Annotated in this window: 14 protein-coding genes and 1 tRNA gene; 6 read left to right on the top strand and 9 right to left on the bottom strand. The window is 72.2% G+C overall.

What is annotated here, in order from left to right; genetic code table 11:
- Positions 1-108: 108 nt before the first annotated feature.
- On the top strand, positions 109-1020 hold the full coding sequence (locus K7G61_RS13320) for an acylglycerol kinase family protein (protein WP_225846991.1): 912 nt from the start codon (positions 109-111) through the stop codon (positions 1018-1020).
- A gap of 144 nt (positions 1021-1164) precedes the next feature.
- On the opposite strand, the gene K7G61_RS13315 is transcribed toward K7G61_RS13320, so the two are convergent.
- The 5 genes from K7G61_RS13315 to K7G61_RS13295 all read right to left on the bottom strand — a co-directional run bounded on the left by K7G61_RS13315 (position 1165) and on the right by K7G61_RS13295 (position 5038).
- Positions 1165-2475 carry a cytochrome P450 gene (locus K7G61_RS13315; RefSeq protein WP_225846990.1) on the bottom strand — a complete coding sequence of 437 codons (1311 nt, stop codon included), beginning with the start codon at positions 2473-2475 and terminating at the stop codon, positions 1165-1167.
- Positions 2472-3305 (bottom strand): MBL fold metallo-hydrolase, encoded by an 834-nt coding sequence (locus K7G61_RS13310; protein ID WP_225846989.1) that lies wholly within the window; start codon positions 3303-3305, stop codon positions 2472-2474. Before K7G61_RS13310 ends, K7G61_RS13315 begins: the two co-directional genes overlap by 4 nt.
- Positions 3302-4300, bottom strand: a complete 999-nt coding sequence (locus K7G61_RS13305) for an NUDIX hydrolase (protein WP_225846988.1) — start codon at positions 4298-4300, stop codon at positions 3302-3304. The genes K7G61_RS13310 and K7G61_RS13305 overlap by 4 nt, the downstream gene beginning before the upstream one ends.
- A 103-nt stretch (positions 4301-4403) precedes the next feature.
- Positions 4404-4877, bottom strand: a complete 474-nt coding sequence (locus K7G61_RS13300) for a RidA family protein (RefSeq protein ID WP_225846987.1) — start codon at positions 4875-4877, stop codon at positions 4404-4406.
- Positions 4874-5038, bottom strand: a complete 165-nt coding sequence (locus tag K7G61_RS13295; protein ID WP_073494871.1) for a DUF4177 domain-containing protein — start codon at positions 5036-5038, stop codon at positions 4874-4876. Before K7G61_RS13295 ends, K7G61_RS13300 begins: the two co-directional genes overlap by 4 nt.
- Before the next feature lie 222 nt (positions 5039-5260).
- Between K7G61_RS13295 and K7G61_RS13290 the strand changes: the two genes are divergently transcribed.
- Together K7G61_RS13290 and K7G61_RS13285 are read left to right on the top strand one after the other, a co-directional pair.
- Positions 5261-6358: an ArsA-related P-loop ATPase gene (locus tag K7G61_RS13290; RefSeq protein ID WP_225846986.1), complete on the top strand. Its 1098-nt coding sequence runs from the start codon at positions 5261-5263 to the stop codon at positions 6356-6358.
- A 27-nt stretch (positions 6359-6385) separates the two neighbouring features.
- Entirely contained in the window at positions 6386-7747 is a 1362-nt protein-coding gene (locus K7G61_RS13285; protein ID WP_225846985.1) for an ArsA family ATPase, read from the top strand.
- 21 nt (positions 7748-7768) lie between these two features.
- On the opposite strand, the gene K7G61_RS13280 is transcribed toward K7G61_RS13285, so the two are convergent.
- Positions 7769-8101, bottom strand: a complete 333-nt coding sequence (locus tag K7G61_RS13280) for a WhiB family transcriptional regulator (protein ID WP_225846984.1) — start codon at positions 8099-8101, stop codon at positions 7769-7771.
- A gap of 498 nt (positions 8102-8599) precedes the next feature.
- Between K7G61_RS13280 and K7G61_RS13275 the strand changes: the two genes are divergently transcribed.
- Positions 8600-10918 carry a transglycosylase domain-containing protein gene (locus tag K7G61_RS13275; protein ID WP_225846983.1) on the top strand — a complete coding sequence of 773 codons (2319 nt, stop codon included), beginning with the start codon at positions 8600-8602 and terminating at the stop codon, positions 10916-10918.
- A gap of 411 nt (positions 10919-11329) precedes the next feature.
- On the opposite strand, the gene K7G61_RS13270 is transcribed toward K7G61_RS13275, so the two are convergent.
- A complete protein-coding gene (locus K7G61_RS13270) occupies positions 11330-11788 on the bottom strand; it encodes a GatB/YqeY domain-containing protein (RefSeq protein WP_225846982.1) in 459 nt (152 codons plus the stop codon).
- A 150-nt stretch (positions 11789-11938) separates the two neighbouring features.
- Between K7G61_RS13270 and K7G61_RS13265 the strand changes: the two genes are divergently transcribed.
- Positions 11939-12862 (top strand): metallophosphoesterase, encoded by a 924-nt coding sequence (locus K7G61_RS13265; protein ID WP_225846981.1) that lies wholly within the window; start codon positions 11939-11941, stop codon positions 12860-12862.
- A 105-nt stretch (positions 12863-12967) separates the two neighbouring features.
- A tRNA-Pro gene (locus tag K7G61_RS13260) sits at positions 12968-13041 on the top strand.
- Between the two features lie 104 nt (positions 13042-13145).
- Here the strand turns inward: K7G61_RS13260 and xerC are convergent.
- Together xerC and K7G61_RS13250 are read right to left on the bottom strand one after the other, a co-directional pair.
- Complete coding sequence (gene xerC / locus K7G61_RS13255; RefSeq protein ID WP_225846980.1) at positions 13146-14333, bottom strand: tyrosine recombinase XerC; 1188 nt, start codon at positions 14331-14333, stop codon at positions 13146-13148.
- A 76-nt stretch (positions 14334-14409) separates the two neighbouring features.
- The gene (locus K7G61_RS13250) at positions 14410-14634 is read right to left on the bottom strand and encodes an excisionase family DNA-binding protein (RefSeq protein WP_225846979.1); all 225 of its coding nucleotides are present in this window, start codon (positions 14632-14634) and stop codon (positions 14410-14412) included.
- Between the last annotated feature and the right edge of the window lie 2 nt (positions 14635-14636).

Genomic DNA, 14636 nt, shown 5'->3' with positions numbered 1-14636 from the left:
ACGTACAACGTGCAGAGAGCCGTCGAACCTGCCCCGGAATAGACGAAGCCCCTGACGCAAAGGCGCAAGGGGCTCTTGCACCGAGATTTTACCTGAGGAAGGACCAAGGTGTCGGCTCACGTCCCGGCCGGGCATCCCCTGCTCGTCGTCATCGATCCCGCGGCGCGCGCCTTGGACGGCGAATCCGTCCGGATCGCCAAGGACGTGCTGTGCGCGGGCGCGCCCTCGGTGAAGTTCGTGCTGCCCGACACGGCGGAGGAGGCCGAGCGCGCGCTGGCGCACCGCGGCAGGCGGCACCCCGTGGTGCTCGGCGACGACGCCGCCTTGCTGCGGACCGTCCGCACGCTGCGCCGCGAACGCGCCCTGGGCGACGCACCGGTCTCGGTGGTGCCGATCGGGCCGCGTTCCGGGCTCGCCCGCGCCCTGGGGGTGCCCGTCCAGGTGCCGGCGGCTGCCCGGGCCGTCCTGGAGGGGGAGACGCGGGAGATGGACCTGCTGGTGGACGACAGCGGCGGCATCGTGCTGGGCGCCCTGAGCATCCCGTGCGGCAACCCGGTGGCCCGGACCGCCGCCCACTGGTGGACCCCGGTCGAGCGGACCGCGCGCTCCCTCGTACGCACCCTGACCGCGCCGATCCCGGCCGGCGGCCACCAGCCGCAGCGCGCCCAGCGGCTGCGGGTCGAGGCGGACGGGGTGCTGCTGGCCGACCTGGACCAGCCGGTGCACGAGATCTCGGTCCGCACCTGCGCGTCGGTCACCGAGCGGCCCGCCGAGGCCGAGGTGGAAGCGGAGGGCGGCGGCGAGGCCGCCGCCGACTGCGCCTCCGCCCCCTCGCTCGCGCTCGCCGAGGTCCTGGTCCGCCGCACGCAGGGCGCGGCGCAGGTACGCACGCGGGCGCGCACCATCACGGTCTCCGGCCGCGACTTCCGCTACCGCGCGGACTCGGCGATCACCGGCCCGGTACGCAGCCGCACCTGGACGGTCGAGCCGTCCGCCTGGCGGCTGACCGTACCGCGCTGACGTCCCTCGACGCCCCGGCTCCCCGTTCCTGCTCCCGTACGGCCCCCGTTCCTGCTCCCGTGCGGCCCCGTTCGTGCTCCCGTCACGTCGTCCGCGGCCTGGCGGCGGCTTGCGGACGGCGCCTGGTGACGAGCGTCCGGCCCGTCACCAGGTGACGAGCATCTCCCGCGGCCCGCGGATCACGTAGCCGTCGCGCCATGGTGGCTCCTCCACCAGCCGCATCCCGGGTGCGTCCCGCAACAAGGTGCCGAAGGAGGCGGCGAGTTCCACCCGGGCCAGCGGGGCGCCCAGGCAGTAATGGATGCCGGCGCCGAAGGAGACGTGCTTGTTGTCGGCCGCGGGCCGGGTGATGTCGAAGCGGTGCGGGTCGGCGAACCTGGCCGGGTCGTGGTTGGCCGAGCCGAACAGCAGGGCCACCTCCGAGCCACGGGGGATGAGCGTGCCGCCCACCTCGATGTCGTCCAGCACCCAGCGTTCGAACAGTTGCAGCGGGGTGTCGTACCGCAGCATCTCCTCGATGGCGCCGGGCAGCAGGTCGGGCCGCTCGTACAGGGCCCTGAGCTGCTCGGGGTGGTGGAAGAGGGCCAGCCAGCCGAGCGTGGTGGTGTTGACGGTGGCCTCGTGGCCGGCGTTGAGCAGCAGGACCACGGTGGAGACCATCTCCTGCTCGGTGAGCTGGTCGCCGTCGTCGTGGGCCGCGATCAGGGCGCTGATGAGGTCCTCGCCGGGGTCGCGGCGGCGGGCGGCGATGAGGCCGCGCAGGTACGCCGAGAACTCCTCGCTCGCCCGGACCGCGCGCCGGGCGGTCTCCGGCGGCGGGTCGAGCTCGTACATGCCGCAGATGGCGGCCGACCAGGGCCGCAGCAGGTCGCGGTCGGCGGGCGGGATGCCCAGCATCTCGGCGATCACGGCGACCGGCAGCGGCTCGGCGACGCGGGCGAGCAGGTCCCCGCCGCCGTCCGCGCGCAGCGGGCCGATCAGCTCGGCGGCCAGCCGCCGCACGGTCGGCACCATGTCCTCGACCATGCGCGGGGTGAACGCCTTCGCCACAAGGCGGCGGATGCGGCCGTGCGCCGGGTCCTCCAGGTCGAGCATCCCCTCGCCGTTCAGGACGGTGAACGGCTCGTACTCCGGCGGCGGCGCCTGGCGCCCGAACTCCTCGTGGGTGAAGCGGTGCAGGTAGGTGCGGCCCAGGCGGCGGTCCCGTAGCAGGCCGCTGACGTCGGCGTAGTGCGGGATCAGCCACTGGCCGCTGCGGGCGAACCAATGGGCGCGGCCGGCTTCGCGCAGGACGTCGTAGGCCGGATAGGGGTCGACGACGAAGGACGGCGACCAGGGGTCGAAGGCGTCAGCAGGTCGCGGGCCGTCCGGGCGGCCGTCGGCGTCCGGGGTGCGGCCGGTGCCGGGGTCCGTGCGGGAGTCCGTGCCGGGGTCCGTGTCGGGTGAGGAGGTCATGGCACCTCTATGAGTCCGTGTTCACGCAGGTAGTCGAGTTGGGCGCGGACCGAGAGCTCGGCGGCGGGCCACAGGGCGCGGTCCACGTCGGCGTACACATGGGCGACGATGCCGGCGGGGTTGCGGTGGCCCGCCTCGACGGCGGTCTCGACCTGGGCGAGGCGGTTGGCGCGGTGGGCGAGGTAGAACTCGACGGCGCCCCGGGCGTCGGACAGCACCGGCCCGTGCCCCGGCAGCACCGTGTCCACCCCGCCGTCGACGGCGAGCGCCCGCAGCCGCCGCAAGGAGTCGAGGTAGTCGCCGAGCCGGCCGTCGGGGTACGCAACCACTGTGGTGCCCCGGCCGAGCACGGTGTCCCCGGTCAGCACCGCCCCGTCGGCGGGCAGGTGGAAGCAGAGCGAGTCGGCGGTGTGCCCGGGCGTCGGGACCACCCGCAGTTCCAGGCCGCCGGTGGTCACGGTGTCCCCCGCCGCGAGCCCCTCGCCGCCGAGCCGCAGCGCCGGGTCCAGGGCCCGTACCGGCGTACGGGTCAGCTCGGCGAACCGCGCCGCGCCCTCCGCGTGGTCCGGGTGGCCGTGCGTCAGCAGCGTGAGCGCGACGCGCTTGCCCGCCTGCTCGGCCGCGGCCACGACCGCCTTCAGGTGCCGCTCGTCCAGCGGCCCCGGGTCGATCACCACGGCGAGCGGCGAGTCCGGCTCGGCGACGATCCAGGTGTTGGTGCCGTCCAGGGTCATCGGCGAGGGGTTCGGCGCCAGGACGCACAGCGCGCGGGCCGTCGCCCACCCTCCGATGCCCTCCCTGGGCTCCCCGGGCAGTGTGGCGGCGGTCATCGTGCCTCCCGCGCGGGGGGCCGCGCTGCCGCGTCGGGTCCGGGCGCTATGGGTGCGGGTGGTCCGGGCGCGTCCGGCGCGGGTGGGGGTGCGTCCGGCGCGGGTTCGGGTGCGTCCTGCGCGGGCGCGGCTTCGGCCGCGGGGAAGACCAGCGTGAACTCCTCGTGCCCCGGCCAGCGCAGCACCACCCCGCCGTGGGCGTCGAGCGCGGCCCGGGCGAGTACGGGGGCCAGGTCGCGGCCGGGCGCCGCCGCCAGTGCCGCGCCGGCGGACTCGTACGGCAGCAGGGCGCGCAGTGTGGTGATGGTCGGCGGGAGCATGGTCAGCTCACCGCGGTCGTAGCCCTCGACGGCCTGCGCCGGCCGCAGCCAGACGGTCCTGTCGGCCTCGCCGGAGACGTCACGGGTGCGCTGGCCGTCCGGGAGGCGGGCGAGGAAGAACCACGTGTCGTAGCGGCGCTCCTCGAACTCCGGGGTGATCCACCGCGCCCAGGGCGCGAGGAGGTCGGACCGCAGGACGAGGTCCCGGCGGGCGAGGAAGTCGGCGAAGGCCAGGTCGCGGGCGACCAGCGCGGCCCGCTCCGCCTCCCAGCCGGGCGCTGTGACGTCCGCCACGACCGTGTGCGCGTCCGGGCCGGCGAGCAGCACACCGGACTCCTCGAACGTCTCGCGCACCGCCGCGCACACCACCGCCTGGGCGCGCTCCGGCGGCACCCCGAGCGCCGCCGACCAGCTCTCCAGGGCGGGCCCCGCCCATCCGACCGGCCGCTCGTCGCGCGGGTCCACGCCGCCACCCGGATAGGCGTACATGCCCCCGGCGAACGCCATGGAGGCGCGCCGGCGCAGCATGTGGACGGCGGGCCCCGCCGCGGTGTCCTTGAGCAGCAGCACCGTGGCGGCGGCCCTCGGGACCACCGGGGTCAGCTCCCCCCGGCTCAGCGCGCGCACCCGCTCGGGCCAGGACGCGGGCACCGCCGAACCGTTCATCCAGGTCATGCGGCGGAGCCTACGTCCCTCCGGGGGATTGTTCGAGAGGGGGTCGGCCGGGAAGAACCAGGGGATCGCGGGGTCGCCCGAAGGCTCCCCGGCGCCTTCGACGCTATTGCGCCGACTCGGCCTGGAGTTCGACCTGCAGTTCGACCTCGACCGGCGCGTCCAGGGGGAGGACGGCGACGCCCACGGCGCTGCGGGCGTGCACGCCCTTGTCGCCCAGCAGCTCGCCGAGCAGGTCGCTCGCGCCGTTGACGACGGCGGGCTGACCGGTGAAGTCGGGGGCGGAGGCGACGAAGCCGACCACCTTGACCACCCGGGCGATCCCGTCCAGGTCACCGGCCACGGAGCGGACCGCCGCCAAGGCGTTGAGCGCGCAGATCCGGGCCAGGTCGCGGGCCTGCTCGGGAGAGACCTCGGCGCCCACCTTGCCGGTGGCCGCGAGCTTGCCGTCGACCATGGGGAGCTGGCCCGAGGTGAACACATAGGCGCCGGAGCGCACGGCCGGCTGGTAGGAGGCGAGCGGCGGGACCACCTCCGGCAGCGTCAGCCCGAGCGCGGCCAGCCGCTCGGCCACGCTCACGCCTGCTTCTCCCGCTTGAGGTACGCCACAAGCTGCTCCGGGTTGTTCGGCCCCGGCACGACCTGCACCAGTTCCCAGCCGTCCTCACCCCAGGTGTCGAGGATCTGCTTCGTCGCGTGCACCAGCAGCGGCACGGTCGCGTATTCCCACTTCTTCGCCATGCCGCGACCTTACCGCCACCCCGGGCGGCGCACCGGACCCGTCCCCGTACCGTCCGCGCGCCCTCCCGTACCGCTTGCCGAGCCGCCTCCCGTGCGGCTGCCCCCGGCGCCTCCCATCCGCTTCCCGTGCCGCCTCCCCCGGGGCCTCTCGTCCCCCCTCCCGTACTCCGACAACGGCGGCCACCGGAGTACCCGGGCCGGGTTGTGGTTAGGCTCGCAAGAGTGAGCCCTCAACAGTCATCCGCCGTCCGGCTCCATGTCGTGACCGGCAAGGGCGGCACGGGAAAGACCACGGCCGCCGCCGCGCTGGCGCTCGCCCTCGCGGCCGAGGGCCGGCGCGTCCTGCTCGCCGAGGTGGAGGAACGCCAGGGCATCGCCCAGCTCTTCGAGACGGAGGCACTGCCGTACGAGGAGCGGAAGATCGCCTCGGCGCCAGGCGGCGGCGAAGTGCACGCCCTGGCCATCGACGCCGAGCTGGCGATGCTGGACTACCTCGACATGTTCTACAAGCTCGGCCGGGCCGGCCGGGCGCTGAAGAAGATGGGGGCGATCGACTTCGCCACCACCATCGCCCCTGGTCTGCGCGACGTGCTGCTGACCGGCAAGGTCTGCGAGGCGGTCCGGCGCAAGGACAAGGCGGGCTGGCCGGTCTACGACGCGGTGGTGCTCGACGCGCCGCCCACCGGCCGCATCACCCGCTTCCTCAACGTCAACGACGAGGTCGCGGGCCTGGCCAGAATGGGTCCGATATTCAACCAGGCCCAGGCCGTGATGGGCGTGCTGAAGTCCCCGCAGACCGCGATCCACCTGGTCACCCTGCTGGAGGAGATGCCGGTCCAGGAGACGATGGACGGCGTGGCCGAACTGCGGGCCGCCGGTCTTCCGGTGGGCGCGGTCATCGTCAACATGGTCCGGCCGGTCCTGCTGGCGGACGCCGAGCTGGCCGAGGTCGTGGTCCCCGACCCGGGCCCCGACGGTACGGGCACGCCCCCCGCGGCGGCCAACGGCAAGCGCCGGGCGGCCGTCGCCAAGGCGCTCTCCCAGGCCGGCCTGGGCGGCGCCCGCCGCGGCGGGGTCGCCGAGCGCCTGGTGGACCCCCTGCTGGCCCAGGCCCACGAACACGCCCAGCGGGTGGTGCTGGAGCGCGAGCAGCGCGCCGAGATCGCGGGACTGGGTCTGCCGGTACGCGAGTTGGAGCTGCTCGGCGACGGGGTCGACCTGGGCGGGCTCTACCGGCTCGCGGAGAGCCTGCGCAAGCAGGCGGTGGCCGGGACGGTATCCGCCCCCGGCGCGGGCGCGGGCGCCGGGGAGGACGGCTGAGATGAGCGAGACGAGCGAGGTCCGACCGTGAGCCTGGAGAGCCCCGTGCTGGATATCGACCCGCTGCTGGACGACCCGCGGACCCGCATCATCGTGTGCTGCGGTTCCGGCGGCGTCGGCAAGACCACCACCGCGGCGGCACTCGGGGTTCGAGCCGCCGAGCGCGGCCGTACGGCGGTCGTCCTGACCATCGACCCGGCCCGCCGCCTGGCCCAGTCCATGGGGCTGACCGAGCTCGACAACACCCCGCGCGAAGTGGCCGGAATCGATCGGTCGGCGGGCGGTTCCCTGCACGCGATGATGCTCGACATGAAGCGGACCTTCGACGAGGTCGTGGTCCAGCACTCCGACGCCGAGCGGGCCAGGGCCATCCTGGAGAACCCCTTCTACCAGTCCCTGTCGGCCGGGTTCGCGGGCACGCAGGAGTACATGGCGATGGAGAAGCTGGGGCAGTTGCGTGCCCAGGACGCGTGGGACCTGATCATCGTCGACACCCCGCCGAGCCGCAGCGCGCTGGACTTCCTGGACGCGCCCAAGCGGCTGGGCTCCTTCCTGGACGGCCGCTTCATCAAGCTGCTGATGGCGCCGGCGAAGGTCGGCGGCCGGGCCGGGGTGAAGTTCCTCAACATGGGGATGTCGATGATGACCGGCACCCTGAGCAAGGTGATGGGGGCGGGCCTGCTGCGCGACGTGCAGACGTTCGTGGCGGCCATGGACACGATGTTCGGCGGCTTCCGGACCAGGGCGGACGCCACCTACCGGCTGCTGCAGGCGCCGGGGACGGCCTTCCTGGTGGTCGCCGCGCCCGAGCGGGACGCGCTGCGCGAGGCCTCGTACTTCGTGGAGCGGCTGGCCGCCGAGGACATGCCGCTGGCCGGTCTCGTACTCAACCGGGTGCACGGCAGCGGGGCCGCGCAGCTCACCGCCGAGCGTGCGCTGGCCGCTGCGGAGACGCTGGAGGACCTGGCGGCGGACGCGCAGGAGGCGCAGGAGGAGGCGCGCACGGCGGACGCCCCGGCGAAGGCGCGCGCCGCGAGCGCCCGGAGTGCCGCGAACGCCCCCGACGGGGCCGCGGAAAATCTTGACGGCGGCGGCATTGTGGATCACCGCCATGGGAAAGCTGACCGCGGTGGCTCCGACGGCCCCACCGACCGTACGGAAGGAGACCGCCAGGCACCCACGGAACGACTGGCGGCCGGCCTGCTGCGGCTGCACGCCGAGCGCATGCAGGTGGTCGCGCGGGAGCGGCGTACCCGCGACCGCTTCGTCTCCGTCCACCCCGAAGTACCCATGGTCGATGTCACCGCGCTGCCCGGCGACGTCCATGACATCGCGGGCCTGCGGGAGATCGGACTGAGACTGGCCGGGGTGGCGGAAGCGGCCGCGTAGGGCACGTGGACGCGGGACCGGTCAGCCGGCCGCGGCGAAGTCGCTCTCGTCGCCGAGCGGCAGCAGGCCCGTGCTGCGCTCGTACTCGGTGCGGGCTGTCTCCAGCAGTCTTCGCCAGGAGGTGACGGTAGGACGGCGGCGCAGCAGTGCCCGGCGCTCGCGCTCGGTCATTCCGCCCCACACGCCGAACTCCACGCGGTTGTCGAGCGCGTCCGCCAGGCACTCGGTCCGCACCGGGCAGCCGGTGCACACCGCCTTGGCCCGGTTCTGGGCCGCGCCCTGGACGAACAGCTCGTCCGGATCAGTCGTCCTGCACGCCGCCTGCGTGCTCCAGTCGGTTACCCAGCTACTCATGCTGGCGCCGTCCTCTCCCGAATCGAGGCTCCCCCACGGCGGCACCCGGCATATTCGCCGTTGCCAGTTGAGGACGTTACGGAAGGTAGGCGCGACGCAACAGCCCTTTCAGGCCCAATCTTGCATGGCCCGAAAGGACTATGCGTACGCGGCAGATCACCCAACGGAGTGAGCGGCTGGACAATCGGATCTATGGGACATTCAGTGGCATTTCGGCCACAGCTCTACCCAAGACCTCCGGCATATGCGGAAATTCGGACACCTCTCATCACTCACAAGAGTGAAGGAGTACGACAGGTACGCGCCCGACGATCGCGCCCCGCCTGTTACAGGGTAGGCGAACAGATGCCCGCCCGTCCGGGAAATCGCAACGTAGCCCCGGACGGTGGCGCGCGGCTCGCCCCGGCGGGATGGCCGGATGTCACGGTCCCGTACTGGTTGTCCACAGATCCGCCGGCGGCCGCCGGATGGCACAGGTGGACGGTTTAGGCTGCCCTCATGGCTCACAAGCGTTCCGGCGGGGGGCTGACCACAGTCCAGCAAGCCGCCAAGTTCCTCGGTGTCAGCGTGCTGGCCGGTGTCGTGGCGGCGGGCATCGCCCTGCCCGCCGCGGGCGCGCTCGGCCTGTCCGCGAAGGGCACGGTCAAGGGTTTCAACGACCTGCCCGGTGAGCTGCGCCAGCCCCCGCTGAGCCAGGCGTCCAAGATCCTGGACGCCAACGGGGGCCTGATCGCGACCGTGTACTCCCGGGACCGCACGGTCGTCCCCATCGCGGACATGAGCCCCAACATCCTCAAGGCGATCGTCGACATCGAGGACGCGCGCTACTACAAACACGGGGCGATCGACCTCAAGGGCATCCTGCGCGCGCTGAGCAACAACGGCGGCGGCGGCAGCACCCAGGGCGCCTCGACGCTGACCCAGCAGTACGTGAAGAACGTCTTCGTGGAGGAGGCCGGCGACGACCCCAACAAGGTCGCCCAGGCCGTCCAGCAGACGGTCGGCCGCAAGATCAAGGAGATGAAGTACGCGATCCAGGTCGAGAAGGAGCTGGGCAAGCAACGGATCCTGGAGAACTACCTCAACATCACCTTCTTCGGCGAGCAGGCGTACGGCATCGAGGCCGCCTCGGAGCGGTACTTCAGCAAGCACGCCAAGAACCTGAGCCTCACCGAGGCCGCGATGCTGGCCGGCCTGGTCCAGTCCCCCACCCGGTACGACCCGATCAGCGACCCGCAGGAAGCCGTCAAGCGGCGCAACACGGTCCTGGCCCGGATGGCCGAACTCGGCGACATCACCCGGGCCCAGGCGCAGGCCGCGGAGAAGTCCCCGCTCGGCCTCAAGGTGAGCTCGCCGAAGAACGGCTGCATCACGGCGGTCAACGGCGCGGGCTTCTTCTGCGACTACGTGCGCGAGACCTTCCTGCAGAACGCGGCCTTCGGCAAGACCAAGGAGGACCGCGCCAAGACCTGGTACACCGGCGGCCTGACCATCAAGACCACGCTCGACCCCAAGGCCCAGGCCTCGGCCATCGACGGCATCCAGAAGCACGTCTACAAGAGCGACCCGATCGCCGCCGCGGTGACCATGGTCCAGCCCGGCACCGGCAAGATCGTCGCCATGGCCCAGAGCCGGCCGTACGGCTTCGGCGCCCACGAGACCCAGATCAACTACTCGGTCGACCAGGACATGGGCGGGGGCGGCGGCTTCCAGAACGGCTCGACGTTCAAGCCGATCACCGCCGCGGCCGCCCTGGAGGCCGGCTACCAGCCCGCCCAGTCGTACCCGTCGCCGAACGAGATGCCCTACCCGTCCGTCACCACCTGCGACGGCAGGACGATCCCGGCCGGCGGCAACATCCCGAACGAGGGGAAGGACGAGGTCGGGCCGTACGCGATGCCCGAGGCGCTGCAGAAGTCGATCAACACCTACTTCGTGTCCCTCGAAGCGGCCGTGGGTGTGTGCCCGGTCGCGAAGATGGCCGACAAGCTCGGCATCGTGCGCGCCGACGGCAAGCCGCTGCAGCAGATCCAGTCGATGACCCTGGGCACCAACGAGGTCGCGCCGCTGACCGTGGCCGCCGCGTACGCCGCCTTCGCCGACCGCGGCCTGTACTGCACGCCGATCGCCATCGAGTCCGTGACCACCTCGGCTGGCAAGAGCCTTCCCGTGCCCAAGTCCATCTGCAACCAGGCCATGTCGCAGAAGACCGCCGACACCATCAACACCATGCTGAAGGGCGTCGTCGAGGACGGTACGGGTACGCAGGCCGGCCTCACCGGCCGGCCCACGGCGGGCAAGACCGGTACCACCGACCAGCGGTACGCGGCCTGGTTCGCCGGCTACACGCCGAACATGGCCGCGGCGGTGTGGATGGGCGACCCGCGGCACAAGACCAGGATGATCGACATCACCATCGGCGGCCACCACTACCCGAAGGTGTACGGCGCCGACGGCCCGGCCCCGATCTGGCGGGACGCCGTCTCCGGCGCACTGGACGGCCAGCCCGCGCTGGACTTCGTCACCGTGCCGCTGAACATCCCGGACAAGGCCAAGAAGCCGAAGCCGGGCGACACCGCCAAGCCCGGCGGCAACCCGACCAACAACAAGCACGGCGGCAAGCACGGCGGCGGCCCGGGCGGGGTCACGGTGATGGGCACCACGGCCGGCCCGATAACGGGCGGCACCACCGGCACGACCACCCTGGGCACGGCCGGCGGCACCACCGGCGCGAACCCCTTGCCGACCGTCTTCCTGCCCTCCGGCGGCTCCTCGAACGGCGGCAACAGCCGCGGGGGCGCGGGAGGAACGCCGTAGGGGCTGCGGCCGGGCCTGGGATTGGGCCTGACGTGGGCCTGCGCCCGACGTGGGCCCGGGCAGGTGGGCCCGGGGCGAGGCCGTGGGCCGGGGGCGGTGGCGATGGGCCCGGGCGGTGGCGATGGGCCCGGGTCCGCGGGCGCGGGCCGTGGAACCGAGTGGTGGCCGTGGGCCCGAGGCCGTGACCCGGGGCGCTAATCGTGGGGCCCGGGGCTGCGGCACGGGGCGTGATCGTGGGGCCGGGCGAATGCCGTGAGCCCGGGGGCCGCTGCTTGGCCGTGTCCGTACCCCGGACCGTTTCCGTACCCTCGGGCCGTACTCGCGACCGGATACTCGCGACCGCCGGTTGCGGCTACCGGTCGCGACCGGTAGCCGCAACCGGGGGTACTCGCGACCGGCGGTCCGGGCGGGTCAGCCGGCGAGCTGGCGCTTGACCTCGGCGGCGACACGGCCGCCCTCGGCGCGCCCGGCGATCTTGGGATTGACCACCTTCATGACGGCGCCCATGGCCTTGGGCCCGGCCGCCCCGGACTCCGCGACGGCGGCCCGGACGATCTCCGCCAGCTCCTCGTCGGAGAGCTGCTTCGGCAGGTACTCCGCGAGGACCTCGCCCTCGGCCCGCTCGCGCTCGGCGGACTCCGGCCGGCCGCCCTGCGCGAACGCCTCCGCCGCCTCGCGCCGCTTCTTCGCCTCCCGGGCGATCACCTTCAGCACCTCGTCGTCGGAGAGCTTGCGAGCGGTGTCACCGGCGACCTCCTCCTTGGTGATCGCGCTGAGGGTGAGCCGGAGCGTGGCGGAACGCAGTTCGTCACGGCCCTTGATGGCCGCGGTGAGGTCGTCCTGCAGGCGCTGCTTGAGCGTGGTGGTCATGCGTCGATTTTCGCACCCCGGCCCTGAGGATGCCGCGCATTAAGCGCGGGCGGCCCCGGTCCGCCTACGGGACCACCCCGCCGCCGCCCCGGTCGGCGGCTGTCGGCGGCTGTCGCGCGGGCGCGGTCCGGACTCTGACACGATGGGGACATGCGCTCGCGATACGGAATCCCCTTGGGTGTGACGGCGGCCGGCGTGGCCTGCGTGGCGTACGCGGCGGGTTTTGAAGCCCGATCGTTCCGCCTGCGGCGCGTGGAGATCCCGGTACTGCCGGACGGTATGCGCCCGATCCGGATCCTCCAGGTCTCCGACATCCACATGGTCAGCGGCCAGACGAAGAAGCGACGATGGCTGCAGTCGCTGGCAGGGCTGCGCCCGGACCTGGTGGTGAACACCGGGGACAACCTGTCGGACCCCACCGCCGTGCCCGAAGTGCTCGACGCGCTGGGGCCGTTGCTGCAGTTCCCGGGCACGTACGTGTTCGGCTCGAACGACTACTACGGCCCGAAGTTCCGCAACCCCGGCCGCTACCTGGTCGAGAAGGCCCGCGGCCAGCACGGTCTGAACGGCAAGAGCCACGGCGGGCACGGCGTCATCCGCAACCCCTGGGGCGACCTGCGCGACGCCTTCGACGCGGCCGGCTGGGTGGGCCTGAGCAACTCCCGCGGCAAGGTCAAGCTCGACCACGGCCCGGTCCTGGGCCTGACCGGCCTCGACGACCCGCACATCAAGCGCGACCGCTACCAGGCCGTGGCGGGCGGCCCCGACCCGGACACCGACTTCAACCTGGCCCTGGTCCACGCCCCGTACCTGCGCGTCCTGGACGCTTTCACGGCCGACCGCTACCCCCTGATCCTGGCCGGCCACACCCACGGCGGCCAGGTCTGCGTCCCCTTCTACGGCGCGCTGGTCACGAACTGCGACCTGGACACCGGCCGGGTCAAGGGCCTGTCCACCCACACCGCCACGGGGTTCACCTCCTACCTCCACGTGTCCGCCGGCTGCGGCGCCAACCGCTACACCCCGGTCCGCTTCGCCTGCCCCCCGGAGGCCACCCTCCTCACCCTCACCTGACGTCCCACCCCCGCCACCCCCCGTAGCCGCACCGCAAGCCCCACCCCCACCCGAAACCGGATTTCGCCTCCGGCCCGCCGTCCGCTAAAGTAAACGTCGTTGCACCGGGGTGTGGCGCAGCTTGGTAGCGCGCTTCGTTCGGGACGAAGAGGCCGTGGGTTCAAATCCCGCCACCCCGACTCGGTAAGCAGCAGGTCGGCGGAGCACCTACCAACTTGGTAGGTGCTCCGCCGACCTTCTTTTTGTGCGCAGGGGAGCCAGAAGGGGAGCCACCGGCCGCTGATCAGCCGGTTTCGCCGTCCTCCTCTCCCCCGCCCCCAACCACGGCGAAGATCTCATCCATGGCGCCGGCGCCCTCGGTGATCACCGGTCGGAGCTGCTTTCGGTAGACCGCTTCCGTCGTGGCCGTGCTGCTGTGACCCACGACACGGGCGATCACCTCCAGCGGGATGCCGTGGTCGGAGAGCAGGGACACGAAGCTGTGCCGGAGCTCCCGAGGCGTCCATTCGGGTGCGAGTCCCGCCTTGACGACGATCGCCTTGAAGTCGCGCCGGACGTGGGAGGCGTCGAGCGCGTTCGCCGTCCTGGAGGCGAAGACCAGGCCCGACGTCGTCCACTCCAGCCCTGCCCACGCGCGTTCCTGCTGCTGCCACGTCCGGTGCTGCTCCAGTACCTTCACCACCTGCTGCGGCAGAGCCAACGTGCGGCGGCTCTTCCGGGTCTTGGTGTCGCCGTGCCGGCGCACGGACCGCCAGACCTCCACGTGCGGCACCGTGCCGTCCGGGGGCGACAGGTGGACGTGGTCCCAGGTGAGCGGCCGGGCCTCCTCGGTGCGGATGCCGATGAGCAGGGACAGCACGACGTAGGCGTACAGCCTGGTCCCCTGTGCCGCGGCAAGCACGGCTTTCGCCTGGTCCAACGTCAGGGCCTTGCTAGGTCGGCCCGGCCGTCCCTCCGGGACGGTGACCAGGTCGGCAACGTTGCGCAGCACCTTGTCTCGCCGCTGTGCGTGCGTGATGGAGCGCCGGAGCACAGAGTAGACCTCTCGCAGGGATCGCGTGGCGAGCACGTCGGCCCGGTCGTCCAACCAGTCGTCCACATCGTCCGCCGTCAGATCCTTGAGCTTTGCCTTGCCCAGGAACGGGATGACGTGGTTGTCGGCAAGACTCCGGCACTTGTCGACGGTCTTCTCGTCGCGCCCCTTGAGGCCCCGGCCGATCCAGTCGATCACAGCGTCGGTAACGGTGTAGTTGGCGGGCGTCTTGACGCCCGTTTCCACTTCCTTCTTGAGGTCACGGAGCTTGGCGCGTACTTCCGTCTTCGTCTTCCCGCGGACCTTCACTCGCCGGCGCTTGCCGGACGGGGTGAAGCCGAGGGAGGCCGCGCCTACGTACCTGTTCTTGGAAGCGTCCCAGTAGATCGAGTCCGCGCCGTTTCCCGCCTTGCGGGATGTCTTCGGTTCGGTTGTCATGCAGCGTCGAGCCTTTCAAACAGAAGGGCCGCGCTCTGTGCGAGCGCGGCCCTTCGTCGGAGAAGTGGGAAGCGAATCAGGCGGCGTTGGTGGCTTCCGCCTTGAGCAGGTCGATGTACTCCTCGATGTACTCGGTCGGAATCAGGCGGCGACGGCCCACGCGGACCGTTCGCAACCGTCCCAACCGGATCTCCTCGTAAGCGGTGGAACGGCCCACGCCGATGAGTTCGGCAGCCGCTTCCACGCAGTGCAGACGACGCGCAACGGTGATCGGAGCAGCGTCGGTGACGGCGGTGGTCACTG

Origin of the sequence: Streptomyces sp. HPF1205, assembly GCF_020400825.1 — a bacterium.
GTDB lineage: Bacteria > Actinomycetota > Actinomycetes > Streptomycetales > Streptomycetaceae > Actinacidiphila.
The sequence above is the reverse complement of the archived record's forward strand: the minus strand, read 5'-3'. Positions and strand labels throughout refer to the sequence as shown.